General features: G+C 38.5%; 22 protein-coding genes and 2 other annotated features. All 22 genes read right to left on the minus strand.

Annotated elements, in window-relative coordinates; all coding sequences use genetic code 11:
- Positions 1-22: 22 nt before the first annotated feature.
- The 22 genes from rplJ to H9655_RS19580 all read right to left on the minus strand — a co-directional run bounded on the left by rplJ (position 23) and on the right by H9655_RS19580 (position 19,980).
- Complete coding sequence (gene rplJ / locus H9655_RS19475) at positions 23-523, minus strand: 50S ribosomal protein L10 (protein ID WP_191816899.1); 501 nt, start codon at positions 521-523, stop codon at positions 23-25.
- A gap of 59 nt (positions 524-582) precedes the next feature.
- Positions 583-730 (minus strand) — a sequence feature (ribosomal protein L10 leader region).
- Positions 731-803: 73 nt separating this feature from the next.
- Positions 804-1,502: a 50S ribosomal protein L1 gene (gene rplA / locus H9655_RS19480; RefSeq protein ID WP_191816900.1), complete on the minus strand. Its 699-nt coding sequence runs from the start codon at positions 1,500-1,502 to the stop codon at positions 804-806.
- A gap of 190 nt (positions 1,503-1,692) precedes the next feature.
- Positions 1,693-2,118: a 50S ribosomal protein L11 gene (rplK, locus tag H9655_RS19485; RefSeq protein ID WP_009336545.1), complete on the minus strand. Its 426-nt coding sequence runs from the start codon at positions 2,116-2,118 to the stop codon at positions 1,693-1,695.
- Between the two features lie 273 nt (positions 2,119-2,391).
- Positions 2,392-2,925 carry a transcription termination/antitermination protein NusG gene (gene nusG / locus H9655_RS19490; RefSeq protein ID WP_191816901.1) on the minus strand — a complete coding sequence of 178 codons (534 nt, stop codon included), beginning with the start codon at positions 2,923-2,925 and terminating at the stop codon, positions 2,392-2,394.
- Positions 2,926-3,136: 211 nt separating this feature from the next.
- Entirely contained in the window at positions 3,137-3,319 is a 183-nt protein-coding gene (gene secE / locus H9655_RS19495; protein ID WP_191816902.1) for a preprotein translocase subunit SecE, read from the minus strand.
- Positions 3,320-3,429: 110 nt separating this feature from the next.
- Positions 3,430-3,573, minus strand: a complete 144-nt coding sequence (gene rpmG, locus H9655_RS19500) for a 50S ribosomal protein L33 (protein ID WP_191816903.1) — start codon at positions 3,571-3,573, stop codon at positions 3,430-3,432.
- Between the two features lie 140 nt (positions 3,574-3,713).
- The gene (gene sigH / locus H9655_RS19505) at positions 3,714-4,370 is read right to left on the minus strand and encodes an RNA polymerase sporulation sigma factor SigH (RefSeq protein ID WP_404826118.1); all 657 of its coding nucleotides are present in this window, start codon (positions 4,368-4,370) and stop codon (positions 3,714-3,716) included.
- Positions 4,371-4,444: 74 nt separating this feature from the next.
- Positions 4,445-4,951 (minus strand): NYN domain-containing protein, encoded by a 507-nt coding sequence (locus tag H9655_RS19510; protein WP_191816904.1) that lies wholly within the window; start codon positions 4,949-4,951, stop codon positions 4,445-4,447.
- A gap of 2 nt (positions 4,952-4,953) precedes the next feature.
- Positions 4,954-5,697 carry a 23S rRNA (guanosine(2251)-2'-O)-methyltransferase RlmB gene (rlmB, locus tag H9655_RS19515; protein ID WP_191816905.1) on the minus strand — a complete coding sequence of 248 codons (744 nt, stop codon included), beginning with the start codon at positions 5,695-5,697 and terminating at the stop codon, positions 4,954-4,956.
- Positions 5,694-6,119 (minus strand): Mini-ribonuclease 3, encoded by a 426-nt coding sequence (locus H9655_RS19520; RefSeq protein ID WP_191816906.1) that lies wholly within the window; start codon positions 6,117-6,119, stop codon positions 5,694-5,696. Before H9655_RS19520 ends, rlmB begins: the two co-directional genes overlap by 4 nt.
- A gap of 5 nt (positions 6,120-6,124) precedes the next feature.
- The gene (gene cysS, locus H9655_RS19525; RefSeq protein WP_191816907.1) at positions 6,125-7,525 is read right to left on the minus strand and encodes a cysteine--tRNA ligase; all 1,401 of its coding nucleotides are present in this window, start codon (positions 7,523-7,525) and stop codon (positions 6,125-6,127) included.
- Positions 7,525-8,175, minus strand: coding sequence for a serine O-acetyltransferase (gene cysE, locus H9655_RS19530; protein WP_191816908.1), 651 nt, complete (start codon positions 8,173-8,175; stop codon positions 7,525-7,527). Before cysE ends, cysS begins: the two co-directional genes overlap by 1 nt.
- Before the next feature lie 140 nt (positions 8,176-8,315).
- Positions 8,316-8,541, minus strand: a binding site (T-box leader).
- 67 nt (positions 8,542-8,608) lie between these two features.
- On the minus strand, positions 8,609-10,066 hold the full coding sequence (gene gltX / locus H9655_RS19535) for a glutamate--tRNA ligase (protein ID WP_191816909.1): 1,458 nt from the start codon (positions 10,064-10,066) through the stop codon (positions 8,609-8,611).
- A 156-nt stretch (positions 10,067-10,222) separates the two neighbouring features.
- The gene (ispF, locus tag H9655_RS19540) at positions 10,223-10,702 is read right to left on the minus strand and encodes a 2-C-methyl-D-erythritol 2,4-cyclodiphosphate synthase (RefSeq protein WP_191816910.1); all 480 of its coding nucleotides are present in this window, start codon (positions 10,700-10,702) and stop codon (positions 10,223-10,225) included.
- A 13-nt stretch (positions 10,703-10,715) separates the two neighbouring features.
- Positions 10,716-11,405, minus strand: coding sequence for a 2-C-methyl-D-erythritol 4-phosphate cytidylyltransferase (gene ispD, locus H9655_RS19545; RefSeq protein ID WP_191816911.1), 690 nt, complete (start codon positions 11,403-11,405; stop codon positions 10,716-10,718).
- A gap of 86 nt (positions 11,406-11,491) precedes the next feature.
- Complete coding sequence (locus H9655_RS19550) at positions 11,492-12,574, minus strand: PIN/TRAM domain-containing protein (protein WP_191816912.1); 1,083 nt, start codon at positions 12,572-12,574, stop codon at positions 11,492-11,494.
- A gap of 218 nt (positions 12,575-12,792) precedes the next feature.
- Complete coding sequence (disA, locus tag H9655_RS19555) at positions 12,793-13,866, minus strand: DNA integrity scanning diadenylate cyclase DisA (protein ID WP_191816913.1); 1,074 nt, start codon at positions 13,864-13,866, stop codon at positions 12,793-12,795.
- A 4-nt stretch (positions 13,867-13,870) separates the two neighbouring features.
- Entirely contained in the window at positions 13,871-15,250 is a 1,380-nt protein-coding gene (gene radA, locus H9655_RS19560) for a DNA repair protein RadA (RefSeq protein WP_191816914.1), read from the minus strand.
- Between the two features lie 159 nt (positions 15,251-15,409).
- Positions 15,410-17,854, minus strand: a complete 2,445-nt coding sequence (gene clpC / locus H9655_RS19565; RefSeq protein WP_191816915.1) for an ATP-dependent protease ATP-binding subunit ClpC — start codon at positions 17,852-17,854, stop codon at positions 15,410-15,412.
- A gap of 6 nt (positions 17,855-17,860) precedes the next feature.
- Complete coding sequence (locus tag H9655_RS19570; RefSeq protein ID WP_191816916.1) at positions 17,861-18,940, minus strand: protein arginine kinase; 1,080 nt, start codon at positions 18,938-18,940, stop codon at positions 17,861-17,863.
- A 2-nt stretch (positions 18,941-18,942) separates the two neighbouring features.
- A complete protein-coding gene (locus H9655_RS19575; RefSeq protein WP_191816917.1) occupies positions 18,943-19,491 on the minus strand; it encodes a UvrB/UvrC motif-containing protein in 549 nt (182 codons plus the stop codon).
- Between the two features lie 27 nt (positions 19,492-19,518).
- The gene (locus H9655_RS19580; RefSeq protein ID WP_191816918.1) at positions 19,519-19,980 is read right to left on the minus strand and encodes a CtsR family transcriptional regulator; all 462 of its coding nucleotides are present in this window, start codon (positions 19,978-19,980) and stop codon (positions 19,519-19,521) included.
- Positions 19,981-20,289 lie beyond the last annotated feature (309 nt).

The raw sequence follows: 20,289 nt of genomic DNA on the forward strand, positions 1-20,289 counted from the left end.
TTATATTGGTTAAAACCGATAATTAAGCGCCTTGTTCTTCTTTTTGATCTGCAACAGCTTTTGTTGCAAGAGCAAGATTGCGAATTGGAGCTTGAAGTACGCTGAGTAGCATAGAAAGCAAACCTTCGCGAGATGGAAGTTCAGCAAGAGCTTTCACTTCTTCTTGTGAAGCGATATTACCTTCAATTACACCTGCTTTAATTTCAAGAGCTTCATGCTTTTTAGCAAACTCGTTTAAAATTTTCGCTGGTGCGACAACATCCTCTGTACTGAATGCAATTGCATTAGGACCAGTAAGATGTTCATTTAAGCCTGCAAGTTCAGCAGCTTCTGCTGCACGACGACTCATAGAGTTTTTGTAAACTTTGAATTCAACATTCGCTTCACGTAGTTGTTTACGAAGTTCTGTTACTTCTGAAACAGTTAATCCGCGGTAATCAACAACAACTGCTGTTTGAGCTGATTTGAATTTGTCTGCAATTTCTTCTACGATTTGTTTCTTTTGTTCGATAATGCTGCTCATCTTTACACCTCCTATTGAATTATGCATTCATACCGTTCAATCAGATAGGTGAGACTCACCATCTCATTAAAAAACCTCCATATCAAAGGTAGACATGGAGGAAGTATACAATAGCTCGTTCAAGCAATTAAAATCTATCGTATTACCTCGGCAGGTTATTAAGCCTCAATCGGCTCCTGCTGTCTACGGTATAAATGATTAAGTTATGATAATAACAAGATTCATTCTACAGAATGGATATTGTTATGTCAACTTTATTTAAAAACCAATTAATGGTTAATTATTTTGTTGCAGCTGTAGAAGGGTCTACTTTCACACCAGGTCCCATAGTAGTAGTTACAGAAACGTTTTTCATGTAAGTACCTTTTGCTGCAGCAGGTTTTGCTTTCATCATTGTATCGAAGATTGTGTTGAAGTTTTCAACAAGCTTGTCATCTTCAAATGATACTTTTCCGATAGGCACGTGAATGTTACCAGCTTTTTCTACGCGGTATTCAACTTTACCTGCTTTGATTTCATTAACAGCTTTTTCTACATCAAATGTAACTGTACCTGTTTTAGGGTTTGGCATTAAACCTTTTGGTCCAAGTACACGGCCAAGTTTACCAACTTCACCCATCATGTCTGGAGTAGCAACGATTACGTCAAACTCAAACCAACCTTGGTTGATTTTGTTGATGAATTCTGCATCTCCAACATAGTCTGCACCTGCAGCTTCTGCTTCTTTCGCTTTTTCGCCTTTTGCAAATACAAGCACGCGTTGAGTTTTACCAGTACCGTTCGGAAGCACGACAGCTCCACGAATTTGTTGGTCAGCTTTCTTAGGATCTACACCTAAACGAAACGCTACTTCAACTGTTGCGTCAAATTTAGCAAAGTTTGTTTTCTTAGCAAGAGCAATTGCTTCTGCAACTGGGTAAGCTTTTGTGCTATCTACAAGTTTAGCAGCTTCTACATACTTCTTACCTTTTTTAGCCATTTTAATTTCCTCCTTGAATGTGGTTTTAGCGGAATAACCTCCCACCGACGAAAAGCACGTTTGCTTCTCATCTCAAAACGTCGGCCCCCGAGAATCCTCAAGGTCCGAACATTATAAAGGTTGCGAGTGAAACTAATTCAGCATCGCAACCTCTTTAGAAACAATCATCATACATCAATAGCAAATAGTATTAGTCTTCGATGACAATACCCATGCTGCGTGCAGTACCTTCAACCATACGCATAGCAGCTTCTACACTAGCAGCGTTTAGATCAGGCATTTTTGTTTCAGCAATCTCGCGTACCTTGTCACGCTTGACTGTTGCTACTTTATTACGGTTTGGTTCACCAGAACCAGACTCAATACCAGCCGCTTTCTTAAGCAATACAGCAGCAGGTGGAGTTTTCGTAATAAATGTAAATGAACGGTCCTCAAATACCGTGATTTCAACAGGAATAATTAGACCAGCTTGTTCAGCTGTGCGTGCATTAAATTCCTTACAGAATCCCATGATATTAACACCGGCTTGACCTAGTGCAGGACCAACTGGTGGTGCTGGGTTTGCTTTACCTGCAGGAATTTGCAATTTAACAAGTTTGATTACTTTTTTAGCCACGAGACACACCTCCTTAAAGTCCGTGATGTGGTAATAGGGGTTTTCCCCCTCCCACTCAACTGTTAATTCTTTATATTAACATAAAGAATAATGTCCAATGTCCGGTCTCGTCTTCTGAGACATACTGACCTATGAAATATTATCATTTTTCAAAGATGATTTCAAGTTCTTTTCAAAAATATAGGAGAGCTCATAAACGAAAGACAATGGCTAGATATAGCGGAATCATACTAAAATCAACTTTCCCTACTTAAATAAAAGAAAGAAAGACCGTTAAATTTTTTCGATTTGCGAAAAATCTAATTCAACCGGAGTATCTCTTCCAAACATATTTACAAGCACTTTGATTTTCGCTTTATCTTTATCAATTTCTTCAATAGATCCAGTAAAGTTAGCAAATGGACCTTCGTTTACTTGTACCGTTTCCCCAACTGCGAAGTTTACATCCATTCGTTTTTCTTCAACACCCATACGTTTAAGAATGACCTGCACTTCTTCAGGCAACAATGGAGTAGGTTTGGAGCCAGAACCCGCTGAACCAACAAACCCAGTTACACCAGGTGTATTACGCACTACATACCAAGAGTCATCTGTCATAACAATCTCCACCAACACATAACCTGGGAATACTTTTCGTTTGACAACTTTCTTCTTACCATTTTTAAAATCTGTTTCTTCTTCTTCAGGGACAACCACTCTAAAAATTTTATCCTGCATGCCCATCGATTCCACACGTTTTTCAAGGTTTGCTTTTACTTTATTCTCATACCCTGAGTACGTATGTACTACATACCAATTCTTTTCCATATCAAAGGGGACTTAACGTCCTTCCCTCCCTGCAATCTTTTTTTATTTTTGAAAGACTGACATCTCTTGTTTGTCTAAATTGATGGATGACGATATCGATCGTATCCTAAGCAAATGGACTAGGCCTTTCTTGACCAAATGAAAAAACCCGTTACCGGGCTCCTGCAAATGTTCCTGTGTTATCATCCATTATACCATGGAAGCTCAGGGGTTATTCAAGAATTAAGCGAATCAATTCAGAAATACCTAAATCAACAACAGTAAAGAATAACGTAAAGAATAAAACAACGACAATCACTGTGATCGTATATTTCGTTAGCTCTTTTTTTGTAGGCCAGCTAACCTTTTTCATCTCACGTCCAACTTCACGGAAAAACTGCACGATGCGTCCCATTTCTTAACCCCCAACTTTTAAAGAGATATATCCTTTAACAAAAAAGCGTCGATTAAGAATACATCCCCCTGAATGCCATTCTATTACTTTTTTGTCTCTTCTTTACTCTATTATTTTGTTTCGCGATGAACTGTATGTGCACTGCATTTACTGCAAAATTTCTTTAATTCCAATCTCTCATTACCTTTATTACTATTTGTAGTGTAATTCCTTGTCCCACAATCGGCACAAGCTAGTATCACTTTTTTCGGCATGTTTCACACCTCTTCGACATTTATGCCATTAAAACTCTACCATGGCGAATAATCCATGTCAATAACTGCAAAAACACGAAAACTTCAACTACTAAAAATGGTTCTCATATGCCCATAAATAATATATTAACATATAGTAGTTATAAAGAGAATTCTCTTATTTCTAAATATCTTTCTAGTTTTCTCTTCACTCTTTGCAAAGCATTATCAATTGATTTCACATGTCGATTTAATTCTTCAGATATTTCCTGATATGACTGCCCATCTAAATAAAGGGCAAGCACCTTTCTTTCCAAATCGCTCAAAAGTTCAGACATTTTTACTTCGATGTGGTCAAACTCTTCCTGATTAATAATTAACTCTTCTGGGTTTAGCACTTTCGCTCCAGAAATAACGTCCATTAACGTACGATCTGACTCCTCATCATAAATAGGCTTATCAAGCGATACATAAGAATTCAATGGGATATGCTTTTGTCTTGTTGCTGTTTTAATTGCCGTGATAATTTGTCTTGTGATACATAATTCCGCAAATGCTTTGAAGGAAGACAACTTGTCCTCCTTAAAATCTCGAATGGCCTTATAAAGACCAATCATTCCCTCCTGCACAATATCTTCCTTGTCGGCGCCAATGAGGAAATAAGACCTCGCCTTTGCACGCACGAAGTTTCGATACTTATGGATCAAATAATCTAGCGCTTCACTTTCACCTTTATGCACTAATTCAATTACTTCTTCATCTTCGAGTTGAACATATAAAGAATGCTTTTCAGCTTTTGTCCTGAAGTCGATACTCATCTTGATCCCCCCGACCGTACAAGCATGGTTAGAAATATTATACAGTAGGGTATTTTCCAGCGTCAACCAATCATTTATCGTTCTCTGCGCCATTTTTCGAAAATTTCAACGATTTCATCACTTAATGGGATTTTAGACACTGGCTTATTTTCCTGGCTTTTCTTTACTTTTTTGTCAATTTGTTTTTCGATATGATTCATTTCATTGTGTAATTCTCGGGCTGACTTCCTTAACGCACCTTGAGCAAAGATAACTCTCTGCTCTGTAAAATCTGAAGTAGCTACATAGATTTGTGTTTTGATATTATTTAACGCAATCGCTAGCTTTTCAATACGTTCATCTGCGGTTTCGTTTGTACGTGTGAAAATAACTTCAACATTATAATTCTTAAATTTTCTTTCTGTCCCTTTTACGTAATGGGCATCAAAGACAACTATGACTCGGTAACCGGAATACCCTTGATATTCAGCCATCTTCTCTACCAGCAGGTCCCTGGCTGCTTCTAAATCCTTATTTTTAAGAAGTTGAAGCTCGGGCCAGGCACCGATGATATTATATCCGTCAACAAGAAGGATATTCATCATTATCGCTCAATCGGAGAGCGTTTGCGGTAGACTTCATACATCAATAAAGCAGCCGCAACTGAAGCATTTAAAGATGTCACTCGCCCAGCCATTGGTAAGCTGATAAGAAAATCACATTTATCTCTAATCAGTCTTCCCATTCCTTTCCCTTCACTTCCAATGACTAATCCGATGGGCATCACTCCATCCAATTGGCGATAATCCTGTTTACCGCTAGCATCTGTACCCGCAATCCAAACGCCTCGTTCTTTTAATTCATCAATCGTTCTTGCTAAATTGGTTACACGGGCAACAGGAATATGTTCAATCGCACCCGTTGAAGCTTTCGCAACTGTTGCTGTTAAACCAACCGCACGTCTCTTCGGAATAATAATTCCATGTGCACCTACAGCATCAGCCGTTCTCATAATCGAACCTAGATTATGAGGATCTTCAATCTCATCCAATAGAATAAAGAAGGGAGCTTGTCCACTGTCTTCAGCCTTTTTAAATAGGTCATCTAACTCAGCATATTGATAGGCTGCCACATGAGCAACCACACCTTGATGATTCCCTAACTCCATTTGATCCAATTTCTTTTTCGGTACAAATTGAACCAGCACACCCATTTCCTTTGCTAATCCAACCACTTGCTGCATTTGCCCTTTTTGAGAGCCTTCCGCTACCATAATTTTATTCATATCACGCTCTGATTTAAGTGCCTCAATCACAGCATTTTTACCAATAATGAAATCATGACTCATTTCTTGCTCTCCTCCTTCCTATCCTCAGTCCATTTAAATGCTTTAACTACTAACTCTTCTAACCGCTCTTCTCTATTAGATAAATATAAAAAGCCTATCAATGCTTCGAATGCAGTACTATAACGATAAGTTTGTACATCGGTGTTTTTCGGAATGGTGCCGGATTTAGCATTTCTACCCCGTCTAACTACCGCCTCTTCTTCTTCTGATAAAACGCCCTCGTCCAAAAATGCATGAATCACTCTTGATTGTGCTTTAGCTGACACGTACTTCGTTGCTGCCTTATGCAACTGATGTGGTCTAATATTACCTTTTTGCAATAGGTCCTGGCGTACATATTGTTCGTAAACAGCATCGCCCATATAAGCAAGGGCGAGGCTGTTTAATTGTTTAGGATTAAGATTTTCATCGTATGAAAGCATCACTCTTATCCTCTTTTCCATCTTGTTCCTTGAGCTGTATCCTCAAGAATAATATTCATTTCTTTTAATTGATCACGAATTTGATCAGCTAATTGGAAATTGCGATCTTTTCTTGCTTGAATCCGGTCAGCTATCAATTGATCCACTTCCTCATCTAGCAGTTCTGGCTCATCCTCTAACGCTAGCCCAAGCACACCGAAGAAATCTTCGAATTGCGTCATAAATGCATCGATTACAGCAGTAGAAGTATTCTTTTCCATCAAATAATAATTCGCTTGTTTTGATAATTCAAATACAACAGAGATGGCATTCGCTGTGTTAAAATCATCATCCATATCTGTGATGAATTGCTTTTGTAAATCACCAATTTTCTCTAACCATTCTTGGTTATTATCTGTTAACTCGCTACTTGCTTCTTTACGATGTTTTAAATTCTCATACGAAGCTTTAATACGCTCATAACCGGCTTTTGTATTTTCCAACAATTCTTCATTATAGTTAATTTGATTACGGTAATGCACTGCTAACATGAAAAACCTTAACACTTGCGGATTGTGCTTCTTAATAATATCGTGTACCAAGACAAAGTTGCCGAGTGATTTAGACATTTTCTCGTTATCAATATTAATATAGCCATTATGCATCCAGTAACGAGCAAAAGTTTTCCCTGTCACTGCCTCTGACTGTGCAATTTCATTCTCATGGTGAGGGAAGGATAAATCTTGTCCTCCAGCATGAATATCAATCGTATCACCTAGATACTTACGAGCCATCGCGGAGCATTCAATATGCCACCCTGGGCGACCCGCTCCCCAAGGACTATCCCATTTAATCTCACCTTCCTTCGCCGCTTTCCAAAGGACGAAATCAAGTGCGTCTTTCTTCTTCTCACCAACCGCAATACGGTTGCCTAGCTTTAACTCATCAATCGATTGATGAGAAAGCTTGCCATACTCTTCAAATTTTCGTGTATGGTAGTACACATCACCTTCTGATTCATAGGCAAAACCTTTATCAATCAACGCTTGGATAAACTCAATAATCGTATCCATATTTTCCGTTACTCTCGGATGAGTGTCCGCTTTTTTGCAACCTAATGCCGATACATCTTCAAAATACGCTTCGATAAATCTCTCCGCAATTTCCGGCACCTCTTCACCTAGTTCTTTTGCCGTGCGGATTAATTTATCATCGACATCTGTGAAATTTGACACAAAATTCACATCATATCCGCGATACTCCAAATATCTTCTCACTGTATCGAATACAATTGCGGGGCGGGCATTTCCTATATGAATATAATTGTAAACAGTAGGTCCGCAAACATACATCTTTACTTTACCCTCTTCTAACGGGATAAACGGCTCTTTTTTTCTTGTTAACGTATTATATAATTGAATCGCCATTATGAGTGGCTCCTTTCAGCTTTCAGTTGTTCAAACTCTCTTTTCACTCGCTCTAGCTCGTTTTCTAACTCTTTAAAGCGATCAGAAATCGGATCTGGTAAGTCTGTATGATTCAAATCTTTCGTTACTTTCACACCATCTTGGATTTTCACCTTACCAGGTATACCGACAACCGTTGAATTAGGTGGCACTTCATGTAAAACAACTGAGCCAGCACCTATTTTTGAGTTTTCCCCAATTGTAATGGATCCAAGCACTTTTGCTCCTGTAGCAATAAGAGCATTATCCTTAATCGTTGGATGCCTCTTGCCTTTTTCCTTCCCTGTTCCCCCAAGTGTTACACCTTGATAGACAGTGACATTATCTCCAATTTCGCAAGTCTCACCAATAACCACACCCATGCCGTGATCAATAAAAAATCGACGGCCAATTTTCGCCCCGGGGTGAATTTCTATTCCAGTAAAAAAACGACTGATTTGCGAAACCAACCTTGCCAGGAAAAAGAATTTATTTTTATAAAGACCGTGGGCGATGCGATGATTCCAAATCGCATGTAATCCAGAGTAGGTTAACACTACTTCAAAAACACTTCTTGCGGCAGGGTCCTGTTCAAACACAACATCGATATCTTCCTTCATTCTTTTAAACATGCTCTCTCCCTCCAGTCTTTAAACACATTTTTTTCGTATAATAAAACAACAAAAAACAACAGTCATTACATTCTCTCTTTGATTGGGACCTTATCACCAGAAAACCAATCTATAAATAAAAAACGCCCCTGTCTAAAATAGACAGAGACGTTTACACGCGGTTCCACTCTGTTTAAGCTTTCATATAATAAAAGCTCCAACTCTGCCTCGTTAACGGGAAGGTAGCCGCCTATTTCTACTATAACGGTTCGAAATAGGACTCAGAGGGGCACTTCAGAGAATGAGAGGTTTAAACCACTTTCAGCCGATGATGGTTCTCTCTAATAAACAGTCATTACTCTTACTTTTCCTCTTCAATGATTTAGCATCTATAAAGATCTTGTAAAGATTTATACGTTAATATTCTATACTATATTATATTTTTACCGATATGTTAACCTAAAATACGCTTTAGGCGAATTTTTACGGTTTCTCTACCTAATAGTTCCATTGCTTTCGGTAGGTCCGGACCATGTGTTTGCCCCGTTGTTGCTGAGCGAATCGGCATAAATAATTTTTTGCCCTTATGTCCAGTCGCTTTCTGTACTGACTTCATTGCCGCCTTTATTTGGTCGGCTTCAAATACCTCAAGGGCCTCAACTTCATGTAAGAAAGCAGTCAACACTTCCGGTACTTGCTCTTCAGCTAATACTTCGCTCGCTTCTGATTCTACTTCAACATCCTGAACAAAGAATAATTCACTTAGTTCAATTACTTGCGCACCATAACTCATTTTCTCTTGCAGCAGCAGCACTAATTTCTTTAACCATTGTAACTCATCCTCTGAAGGATGGTCTCCTACTTTGCCTGCTTTTTTAAAATGAGGTAGCGTTACAGCAAGTAACTGGTCACCATCTAACTTTTTCATGTACTGTGAATTAATATGAGCAAGCTTCTGCATATCGAATAATGCCGGAGACTTAGATAATCTTGACTCATCAAAGATTTCAATTAGCTCTTCTTTTGAGAATAATTCTTCCTCTCCACTAGGAGACCAGCCAAGTAAGGCGATAAAGTTAAACAACGCTTCAGGCAAGTAACCTAGCTCTTCGTATTGTTCAATGAATTGAATGATTGACTCATCGCGTTTACTTAACTTTTTACGACTTTCATTCACTATTAGCGTCATATGACCAAATACAGGTACTTGGAAGCCAAGCGCCTCATAAATCATAATTTGTTTAGGTGTATTAGAAATATGATCATCCCCACGTAGTACATGAGAGATTTTCATTAAATAATCATCAATGGCTACAGCAAAATTATATGTCGGTGTCCCGTCTTTTTTGACAATTACATGATCACCAATGCCATCTGACTCAAATGACACTTCCCCTTTAACCATATCATTGAATGCATACACTTTTCCTTGTGGGACAAGAAATCGAATACTTGGTTCTCTTCCTTCAGCTTCGAGTTGTTGGCGATCATCATCTGATAAATGTCTGCACTTTCCGGAGTAAATCGGCGTTTCGCCTTTAGCCATTTGCGCCTCACGCTCAGCTTCTAACTCTTCTTCCGTACAATAACATTTATAAGCTTGTCCACTATCAAGTAACTGTTGATAATACTTTTTGTATATTTCGTTTCGTTCTGATTGACGATACGGACCATAGCCACCATCTTTATCAATACTTTCATCCCAGTCTATACCAAGCCATTGTAAGTATTTTAATTGACTTTCTTCGCCGCCCTCAATATTACGCTTTTTATCTGTATCTTCAATACGAATGATGAATTGACCATTTTTACTACGAGCAAATAAATAATTAAACAAAGCTGTACGCGCATTACCAATATGTAAATGTCCCGTTGGACTTGGTGCATAACGTACACGAATATCACTTGACATGATGATCCTCCTTCAAGATCGGGTTCTATTTCGAAAAACCGCTGATTGCTGAATAAGCCAACCTGACGATCCATCTTTTTTATCAAAAATTTAATATAAATAGCACCCTTTATTTTATCATCCTACTGTAAGTTGTCAAAGTCCGTAAATGACGGACTAGGCTCTTTTCTGCAACAACACAACCACTTGAGCAGCAATTCCTTCGCCCCTGCCTGTAAATCCTAGTTTTTCCGTTGTCGTTGCCTTCACGTTAATGTTCTCTACTTCTGATTCTAACAATTCCGCTATTCTTTCTCTTATAGCTGGAATATAAGGAGCCATTTTTGGTTTTTGTGCAATAATGGTACAATCTGCATTCACAAGTTCATAACCCTTATCTTTTACCAATTGCCACACATGTTGCATCAGCTTAGCTGAATCCGCATCTTTAAATTCTGGGTCTGTATCAGGGAAGTGCTTACCAATATCACCTTCACCAATTGCACCTAAACAGGCATCTGACACTGTATGTAGTAAAACATCCGCATCTGAATGTCCAAGTAATCCTAATTCATATGGAATCGTAATCCCACCCATAATCAGTGGTCGTCCTTCAACTAATTGATGTACATCAAATCCTTGTCCAATGCGAAACATTCTATCTTCTCCTTTAGATAAAGTCATCTCTTTTATTTAAAATCGCCTCAGCAAAATAAAGATCCTCAGGCGTTGTTAGTTTAATATTATCGTAATTCCCTTGTACAAATGCAATCTTATTATGTACTCTCTCCACCAGGCTTGCATCATCGGTCCCTACAAAATGATCCTCTTGTGCTTTCTCATATGCCGCTTGTAAAATACTAAGCTTAAAAGCTTGAGGGGTTTGTACCGACCACAGACGCGATCGATCAATGGTTTCCTCTACTAATCCATCTCGTCCCTTTTTAATTGTGTCTTTTACTGGAACGGCTAAAATGGCGCCATCATTGCACTGAGCTTGAGATACAAGTTGGTCGATATGCTCTTGTTCAACAAAAGGACGGGCCGCATCATGCACTAACACAATTCCTTCACCTGTTAATTCACGAATCACATTACTAATGCTATGCTGTCTTTCCTGTCCACCGCTGATATATGCCTTTACCTTATCAATCCCATGCTCAGCAATTAACCTACTTATCTCCTTTTCCTCAGCAGGATTAATAGCTAAATAAATCCCTTCACACGCGGAATCCCGCTGGAAAACGTTCAATGTATGTATAAATATAGGTACCCCTCTTAACTCTAGCAACAGTTTATTTTTTGAGGCACCCATTCTCTTCCCTTGCCCTGCTGCAGGTATGACAACTCTATACCCCATAATCTCCTTTAACTCCCTTAATCAGCATAAAAAGCGGAAGAAAAGAGCCGTTTTACAGCTCCCTCTTCTGCTTCTCCTATACTATATTATAATGCTTTTTCTAAAAGTTTTGGTTTAGCAAAAATCATTCTACCCGCAGACGTTTGTAAGACACTTGTCACGACTACATCAATATGCTTGCCGATATAATTTCTGCCTTCTTCTACGACAATCATGGTACCATCGTCTAAGTAAGCAATCCCTTGATTCTGTTCTTTTCCGTCCTTAATGACCTGAACCTTCATTTCTTCCCCCGGAAGCACAACCGGCTTCACAGCATTCGCCAGATCATTAATATTTAGAACTGCGACTTTCTGTAGCTCGCATACCTTATTTAGGTTGAAATCATTGGTTACAACCACACCGTTAGTTAATTTCGCTAACTTCACTAGCTTACTATCCACTTCTTGTATTTCTTCAAAATTACCTTCGTAAATTTCTACCTTAATAGACAGCTCACTTTGAATACGGTTGAGAATGTCTAAACCGCGGCGACCCCGATTTCTCTTTAACACATCAGACGAATCGGCAATATGCTGTAATTCTTCTAAGACAAAACGAGGAATAACGATGGTTCCTTCTAAAAATCCTGTTTGGCAAATATCAGCTACCCGACCGTCGATAATCACACTTGTATCTAATATTTTTAGCTTATTCACATCAGATTGACTATCTTCTTCTTCAGTTAACTTTTTCTTTTTGTTCGTAAAAAGATTGAGTAATTCATCTCGCTTTTTAAATCCAACTTGAAAACCTAAATATCCAAATAACAGCGTTAAGACAATAGGAGCGACAGTATTTAATACCGGTATCTCGAGTGTTGACAACCCATAACCAAGTAAAAACGCAACAACAAGACCAAACACCAATCCAACACTACCAAATATAATATCGGTAATTGGCACCTTTACAATCGATTCTTCTGTCCATTTAATGAAATTGACCACATGGTCAACCGCCCAAAATGTTAAAAGATAGAAAATAATAGCTCCTAAAACGGCGGAAACATAAGGATTATTTAATAATGGAATGTCATCTAAACTGATTAGATATAGTAACTCTGGTATCACAAAGATTCCTAATGTGATCCCAAATATAAGGAAACAGACTTGTACAATTCTCTTTAACATTCCCTCACCTCCTTTTATTCATTATTAACAAATTCCAAAAATAAAAAACGCACAATATTGGAAAATTTTATATTATAAACAAAAAAATTATTGCAGTAAACTAAATAAAAGGATAGAACAAACGGTTATGAATACTCTTAGACTAGCACCGTAAGTAAGGGAATGTCAAATGATAAACTACCTATTCTATCATAAGGTGGATAGTAGTTCAATGGTATTTATAAATGTCGATCGGAAAAAAATTGGTCTTGTATAAGCTTGAGGCCTTCGTCAATCTTCCTAGCCCGTACCTCTCCTATACCTTCTACCTCATCTAATTCTTCAATAGAAGCTGCCGCTATATACCTCAGTTCCTCAAAACGATCAACGAGATTATCAATAATAATAGGTGGTAGTCGTGGCACCTTATGCAGCACACGAATCCCTCTAGGATGAATGACTTCTTCAGTATGAATATAGCCATGGAAGCCTAGTAATTTCATGATAACTGAGTCTTCTAAAGTCTCACCTTTTGATAACTCTTGAAGCTTTTGAAGCGCTTCTTTGGCCTTAATATCACGATCATTAGCATAATCCATAATAACGAATTCTGATTCTCTTTCCATTTCAATCAGTAACTCATTCATTTGTAAACGAATAAGACGTCCTTCTGTCCCTAACTCGCTTAAATAAGTTAGTAACTCATTTTTAATTCTTAACAGCATTTCTATATTATGCATAACATTTAACACATCATTATAAGTCACCTGTTCTTCAAATTCGAGAATACCTAAATTAGATATACTTTGCTCAAGAACCACTTTATATTTTTCTAGTGTGGTAACTGCCACATTGGCCTTTGTTAATATCACACCAATATCCTTTAGTGAATAACGAGAAGCCCCTTTATATAAAGTAATGACGTTACGGCGTTGTGAAACAGCAATAACAAGCGCACCTGTTTGTTTCGCCACCCGTTCTGCTGTCCGATGTCGCATCCCTGTCTCTGAGGAAGGAATACTCGAATCTGGTGCGAGTTGGGCATTGGCAATCAGGATTTTGTTTCCTTCTTGATTGAGAATAATCGCCCCATCCATCTTCGCTAGCTCATATAAGTAGTTTGGCGAAAAAGGGCAATTAATTTGAAAGCCCCCATCCACTAAACTAGCAATCTGCTCCTTAGAACAAAGAACAATTAATCCACCCGTATTTGCTCTTAATACATTATCTATACCTGCACGTAGGGGTGTCCCTGGTGCTAAAAATTTCAATAACTCACTGATTGTAATTTCGCTTTGTTTCTTTGAATCCATATGCTTACCCTCCTAATGCAGCTTCAAGTGCTTCACTAACCGAGTGAACACCAATCAATTGAACATTTTTAGGACCTGTCCAGCCGCTCAAATTATTAGCCGGTAAAATAATCCTTTCAAACCCAAGTTTCGCAGCCTCCTGGACTCGCTGTTCAATCCTTGAAACTCTCCTTATTTCTCCAGTGAGGCCCACCTCACCAATAATGCAATCTGTTGCTCTTGTTGGTTTATCTCGAAAACTTGAAGCGATACTGACTGCTACCGCCAAATCAATTGCTGGTTCATCTAGTTTTACCCCACCGGCAACCTTCAAATACGCATCTTGATTTTGTAACAACATACCGACCCGTTTCTCCAATACCGCCATTAATAGAGGCACACGGTTATGATCAATCCCTGTTGCCATTCTTCTTGGGTTGCCAAAACTCGTAGGGGATATTAATGCTTGTATTTCTACAAGAACGGGTCGAGTTCCTTCCATTGAAGCCACAACAGTTGAACCCGCTGCTCCTTGTGATCGTTCTTCTAGGAAAATCTCTGAAGGGTTTGCCACTTCTTCTAAACCTAATTCTTTCATTTCAAAAATACCCATTTCATTCGTAGAACCAAATCGGTTTTTGACTGCTCTTAAAATTCGATACGTATGATGCCTTTCCCCTTCAAAATACAGCACCGTATCCACCATATGTTCAAGCAACCTAGGGCCTGCAATTGACCCTTCTTTTGTTACATGCCCAACAATAAAAATCGCAATCCCTTTTGTTTTCCCGATTCTCATAAGCTCAGCCGTACACTCTCTTACCTGTGAAACACTACCAGGAGCCGAGGTCACTTCCGGATGATAAATAGTTTGAATGGAGTCAATGATAACAAAGTCCGGCTTCACCTCATCAATCGTTTGACTAATCTCTTCTAAGCTTGTCTCCGCATAAACAAGTAAATGTTCTGATGAAATATTTAATCTGTCAGCTCGTAGCTTCGTTTGTCTTATCGACTCTTCTCCAGAAATATAAAGTACCGAATGCTGTTTATTAGATAATTGGGAAGAAACTTGCAAGAGTAGTGTTGATTTCCCAATCCCAGGATCTCCACCAATTAAAACGAGCGATCCTCTGACAACGCCACCACCAAGAACGCGATTTAACTCCTTCATTTCCGTATAAATACGTGGCTCATTGACTGTTTCGATTTTTGGAATCGGCGTCGCTTTTGCTCTAATCGTTGTCTCTTGTGTATGTGCAAACGCCCCTCTTCTCGAGTTAGCAGGCTTCTCTACTTCTTCCGTCATTTTGTTCCATACGCCACACCCGGGGCATTTCCCCATCCACTTTGCCGATTCATAACCACATTCTTGACATATGAATTTTGATTTTCTTTTCGCCAATCTTCATTCTCCTTCTCTTTCGTACAACACATTTATATTCCTTACTATATCAATGGAACCGTTTGTATTCAAAGGTTAACATATAATTGGAAGAAAATTTGTTGTAATCAAAAAAGGTACACACTATTGATTAGCGTGTACCTTCTCTCTAGCATTTCATTATTTTTGTGCAGTACCAGTTGGTTCAGCTGTTTTTACGACAAATTCGCCGTCCTCAACATCGATTACTACCTCTTGACCAGTCAGCACTTTTCCTCTTAATAATTCCTCAGATAAGCGGTCTTCAATATGCTTTTGGATCGCTCTTCTAAGCGGTCTTGCACCATACTCTGGATCGTAGCCTTCTTCGGAAATTTTTACCTTAGCAGCTTCAGATAGGGATAATGTAATATCCTGTTCTTTCAAGCGGTTCGTTAAGGCGTCGGACATGAGTGTAACAATCTCTTGCAGATGCTTTCTTTCTAATGCATGGAAGACAATAATCTCATCGATACGGTTTAAGAATTCAGGTCTGAAGGCCTTTTTCAATTCCTCCATAACCTTGCCTTTCATATCTTTGTAATCATGTTCATCATCTTGAATATTGAAGCCTACATATTTATTGCGCTTAAGTGCTTCTGCACCAACATTTGACGTCATGATTAACACCGTGTTTCGGAAATCGACTGTACGCCCTTTAGAATCTGTTAACCGTCCATCTTCTAATACTTGCAGAAGAATGTTAAATACATCCGGATGGGCTTTCTCAATTTCATCTAGTAAGACAACTGAATACGGTTTTCTACGTACTTTCTCAGTTAATTGGCCTCCTTCTTCAAATCCAACATAACCTGGAGGTGAACCAACTAATCTAGATGTGGAGTGCTTCTCCATATACTCCGACATATCGATGCGAATCATTGCTTCCTCATCACCGAACATCGCTTCAGCTAAGGCGCGAGCAAGTTCTGTTTTACCCACCCCTGTTGGACCTAGGAAAACGAAAGAACCGATTGGTCTCTTCGGATCTTTAAGACCCGCTCTCGCCCGTCTAACTGCTTTAGAGATCGCCTTAACGGCTTCCTCTTGACCAATTACGCGAGAATGTAAGATTTCTTCTAAATTCAATAGTTTTTCTGTCTCAGTTTGTGCCAATTTAGTAACCGGAATTCCTGTCCAGTTAGAAACGACATTGGCAATATCCTCAACAGTCACTTCACTATTTTCTTTCCCTTGCTTTTCTTTCCACGTTTTCTTCGTTTCTTCTAACTTTTCTCTTAGTCTTTGTTCATTGTCTCTTAAAGAGGCTGCTTTCTCAAACTCTTGACTTTGAACAGCTGCATCCTTTTCTTTTCTTACATCTTCTAATTTAACTTCCAACTCTTTGAGGTTCGGAGGCGTTGTATAAGAACGGAGACGAACTTTTGAACCTGCTTCATCAATTAAATCAATCGCTTTATCTGGTAAGAAACGATCAGAGATATAACGGTCTGATAATTTAACTGCCGCTTCAATGGATTGATCCGTAATGGTCACACGGTGATGAGCTTCATATCGGTCACGTAGTCCTTTTAAAATCTGTACAGACTCATCTGCAGTCGGCTCATCAACCGTAATTGGTTGGAATCTACGCTCAAGAGCTGCATCCTTCTCAATATATTTGCGATACTCATCTAGTGTCGTTGCTCCAATACATTGGAGCTCTCCACGCGCAAGTGATGGCTTTAGAATATTTGATGCATCAATCGCTCCTTCTGCTCCACCAGCGCCAATTAATGTATGCAACTCATCAATGAACAAAATAATGTTACCAGCTTGACGAATTTCGTCCATCACTTTCTTCAAACGATCCTCAAATTCGCCTCGGTATTTCGTACCTGCAACAACCGTACCCATATCTAATGTCATTACACGTTTATCACGTAGCGTCTCAGGCACTTCATTATTTATGATTTGTTGTGCTAGGCCTTCTGCTATTGCAGTTTTCCCAACACCAGGTTCTCCAATTAATACTGGGTTATTTTTAGTTCTTCTGCTTAATACTTCAATTACACGTTGAATCTCTTTACTACGGCCAATAACTGGATCTAAGCTTCCTTCACGTGCGATGGCAGTTAAGTCTCTTGCCAAGCCATCTAATGTTGGTGTATTTGCATTGGCTGACGAGCTGCCCTGATGTCCGTTAGACTCGCTACTTCCAAGTAATTGTAGTACTTGCTGTCTTGCTTTATTTAAACTTACGCCAAGGTTATTAAGTACTCTTGCAGCTACACCTTCACCTTCTCTAATTAAACCAAGCAAGATGTGCTCAGTTCCCACATAGGAATGGCCCAACTTTCTTGCTTCATCCATTGATAGTTCAATTACTTTTTTAGCTCGTGGTGTATAATGCGGTGTTTGGGAGGCTTCTTGCCCTCTACCTATTAGATTTTCAACTTCCATTTGAATTTTTTCTGAACCCAGACCTAAGGCATAAAGTGCTTTAGCGGCAATTCCTTCACCTTCACTTACTAACCCTAGAAGTATATGCTCAGTTCCAATATTGTTATGTCCTAAACGAATGGCTTCTTCCTGTGCTAATGCTAATACTTTTTGTGCTCTCTCAGTAAAACGTCCAAACATCATCTATCATCATCCTCCCAACTCTTGATCTTCCATTTTTAATCTTTCTCGAATAAGAGAAGCTCTGCGAATATCCCGTTCAAACGGTCGCAATGGGCCTCCAGCATATTGCTGTAAAAATCCTGGTTGTGTTAAGACCATTAACTCATTTAATATATTTTTTGATATGCCTTGTAGATAGTCCATGTCTATTCCAAGGCGAACATCCGATAAACATCTAGCCGCTTCTTTTGACTCAATGATTCGGCTATTAGATAAAATACCATAGGATCTGAAGACTCTATCTTCTAATTGTATGTTAGAGGTTTTCGCTAATGCTTCTCTTGCTGACCTTTCCTGCGAAATTAATTGCTCCACAACACTTTTTAAATCCTCAGCAATATCTTCTTCTGATTTCCCTAATGTGATTTGGTTAGAAACCTGAAAGATATTACCTAATGCTTCGCTACCTTCACCATAAATTCCTCTAACAACTAAACCAAGTTGGTTAATTGCCGGAATGATTCTATTCATTTGGTGAGTTAATACCAATCCTGGTAAATGCATCATGACAGAAGCTCTAAGTCCTGTGCCTACATTAGTTGGGCAACTAGTTAAATACCCTACCTGTTCATCATATGCATAATCAATCTCAGTTTCTAACCAATCATCAATTTGATTAGCAACTTCTAATGCTTCTGATAATTGAAACCCTGGAAATAAACACTGTATACGTATATGATCTTCTTCATTCAACATAATGCTAACCTCTTCATTTTCTGTAAGTAGGCAGGCACCATGACTAGCGTTTTCTGCTAAATGAGGACTAATTAAATGTTTTTCCATCAACACCCTTTTTTGCAAAGGTTGTAGATCATCCATCTGCAATAATGAAAAGTCACCATACGTATCAAAAGTCGATTTTTCCATTCTTGCTTTAATAATATCTATTACACGTTTAGCTTCATCATGGGAAAAGATTGTTGGAAAATTAACCTGTTTAATATTGCGGGCTAAACGAATTCTAGAACTAAGTACGATATCAGAATCAGGACCTTCCGCACTCATCCAAGAGCTGACAGCCTGATTGATAAACCTTTCTAAAGACAAGTTCATTCCCCTCCCTCTAGATGGTTTTTCATTTCTTTTTCCAATTGACGTATTGCGTCTCTTGTCTCTGCAGCTTTCTCAAATTCCTCTTTAGTTATAAGTTCTTTTAAGGTTATTTTCAAATCCTCAATTTGCTTTTTCAAATGGATATCTCCACCCATTCTTGTCGGAATTTTACCGTTATGATTCCAATTCCCACTATGAAGTCTCTTAATAATTGGCCTCAACTGTGCTCGAAAGGAATCATAACAATGGGCACATCCAAATTTCCCGACTTTAACAAATTGAGGAAAGGTCATCGAACATTGTTCACACTGTACTACCTGCGTTTGTTTATTTAACTGAGCTTGGTTATTTGCATAACTCGTATCTATATTAAATAATCCGCTCAATAGATTATTAATAGAAAATCCAGAGCCGTTATTTATCATAAACATATCGCCATGTTCTTGGGCACATTTTTCGCATAAATGGAACTCAGCCTTTTCACCATTCATAATTTTTGTAAAATGTAGAGTCGCAGGTCTCTGATTACATTCTTGGCATACCATCTGTTTCACCCCTCCATACTTTACAGCCTACTTATATTTCAATGTATTTAGCATCGCAACAAGCATCCTTGCTCTTAACTCATCCCTATAGGGTAACTCTAAGTAAAGAACTGAACGGTCAATGACACTCAACATAATCTTCGCTTCTCTAGTAGTAATAATCTCTTCTTCAACTAATCTGTTTATAATATTTTCAGCACTATTTTGAGAAATACGATCACGTACAATCCCAATCAATTGATTAATTAAATCAACATAATCATATGCTTGCACTTTGGTAATTCTTATATAACCACCACCGCCACGTTTGCTTTCGACAGCATAGCCTTTTTCAACTGTAAACCGAGTATTTATTACGTAATTTATTTGAGATGGGACACATTGAAATTTATCAGCAATCTCGCTCCGCTTAATTTCAACAATTTCCCTTTCACTAAGTTCCAAGACTTCTTTAAGATATTTTTCAATAATATCTGATATATTTTTCACCCGGCCTCCCCCTATCTGACTTTGACTATATTTGACATAAATTATACATGATTTGTGTGAAATGTTGCAACGAAGTAGTATTATTAATTTTCCCCTTTTTTTCTAAATCTCAAACGTATGAAAGATAGGTTCGTTCATTAAATTTATATTATGTATAGATTATTTAATTGTTATTTGTCCATTTAAATAAACGAATGTATGATAGCACTACAAAAAAGAGCACATTCAAATGATGTGCTCTTTCATCTTGCCCGGCAACGTCCTACTCTCACAAGGGGACAGCCCCTAACTACCATCGGCGCTGAGAAG

It is taken from the genome of Cytobacillus stercorigallinarum (assembly GCF_014836495.1).
In the GTDB taxonomy this organism is placed as follows: domain Bacteria; phylum Bacillota; class Bacilli; order Bacillales; family Cytobacillaceae; genus Cytobacillus; species Cytobacillus stercorigallinarum.

Bases quoted from the DNA above. Each gene is read 5' to 3' on its own strand.
- H9655_RS19575 (WP_191816917.1), bottom strand. From the start codon at position 19,491: ATGGTATGCCAAGAATGTAATCAGAGACCTGCGACTCTACATTTTACA.
- nusG (WP_191816901.1), bottom strand. From the start codon at position 2,925: ATGGAAAAGAATTGGTATGTAGTACATACGTACTCAGGGTATGAGAAT.
- rplJ (WP_191816899.1), bottom strand. From the start codon at position 523: ATGAGCAGCATTATCGAACAAAAGAAACAAATCGTAGAAGAAATTGCA.
- H9655_RS19550 (WP_191816912.1), bottom strand. From the start codon at position 12,574: ATGTTAAAGAGAATTGTACAAGTCTGTTTCCTTATATTTGGGATCACA.
- secE (WP_191816902.1), bottom strand. From the start codon at position 3,319: ATGGGACGCATCGTGCAGTTTTTCCGTGAAGTTGGACGTGAGATGAAA.
- cysE (WP_191816908.1), bottom strand. From the start codon at position 8,175: ATGTTTAAAAGAATGAAGGAAGATATCGATGTTGTGTTTGAACAGGAC.
- H9655_RS19520 (WP_191816906.1), bottom strand. From the start codon at position 6,119: ATGCTTTCATACGATGAAAATCTTAATCCTAAACAATTAAACAGCCTC.
- gltX (WP_191816909.1), bottom strand. From the start codon at position 10,066: ATGTCAAGTGATATTCGTGTACGTTATGCACCAAGTCCAACGGGACAT.
- cysS (WP_191816907.1), bottom strand. From the start codon at position 7,525: ATGGCGATTCAATTATATAATACGTTAACAAGAAAAAAAGAGCCGTTT.
- disA (WP_191816913.1), bottom strand. From the start codon at position 13,866: ATGGATTCAAAGAAACAAAGCGAAATTACAATCAGTGAGTTATTGAAA.
- sigH (WP_404826118.1), bottom strand. From the start codon at position 4,370: ATGAGTATCGACTTCAGGACAAAAGCTGAAAAGCATTCTTTATATGTT.
- ispD (WP_191816911.1), bottom strand. From the start codon at position 11,405: ATGGGGTATAGAGTTGTCATACCTGCAGCAGGGCAAGGGAAGAGAATG.
- clpC (WP_191816915.1), bottom strand. From the start codon at position 17,854: ATGATGTTTGGACGTTTTACTGAGAGAGCACAAAAAGTATTAGCATTA.
- ispF (WP_191816910.1), bottom strand. From the start codon at position 10,702: ATGTTTCGCATTGGACAAGGATTTGATGTACATCAATTAGTTGAAGGA.
- rplA (WP_191816900.1), bottom strand. From the start codon at position 1,502: ATGGCTAAAAAAGGTAAGAAGTATGTAGAAGCTGCTAAACTTGTAGAT.
- rlmB (WP_191816905.1), bottom strand. From the start codon at position 5,697: ATGAGTCATGATTTCATTATTGGTAAAAATGCTGTGATTGAGGCACTT.
- rpmG (WP_191816903.1), bottom strand. From the start codon at position 3,573: ATGCCGAAAAAAGTGATACTAGCTTGTGCCGATTGTGGGACAAGGAAT.
- H9655_RS19510 (WP_191816904.1), bottom strand. From the start codon at position 4,951: ATGAATATCCTTCTTGTTGACGGATATAATATCATCGGTGCCTGGCCC.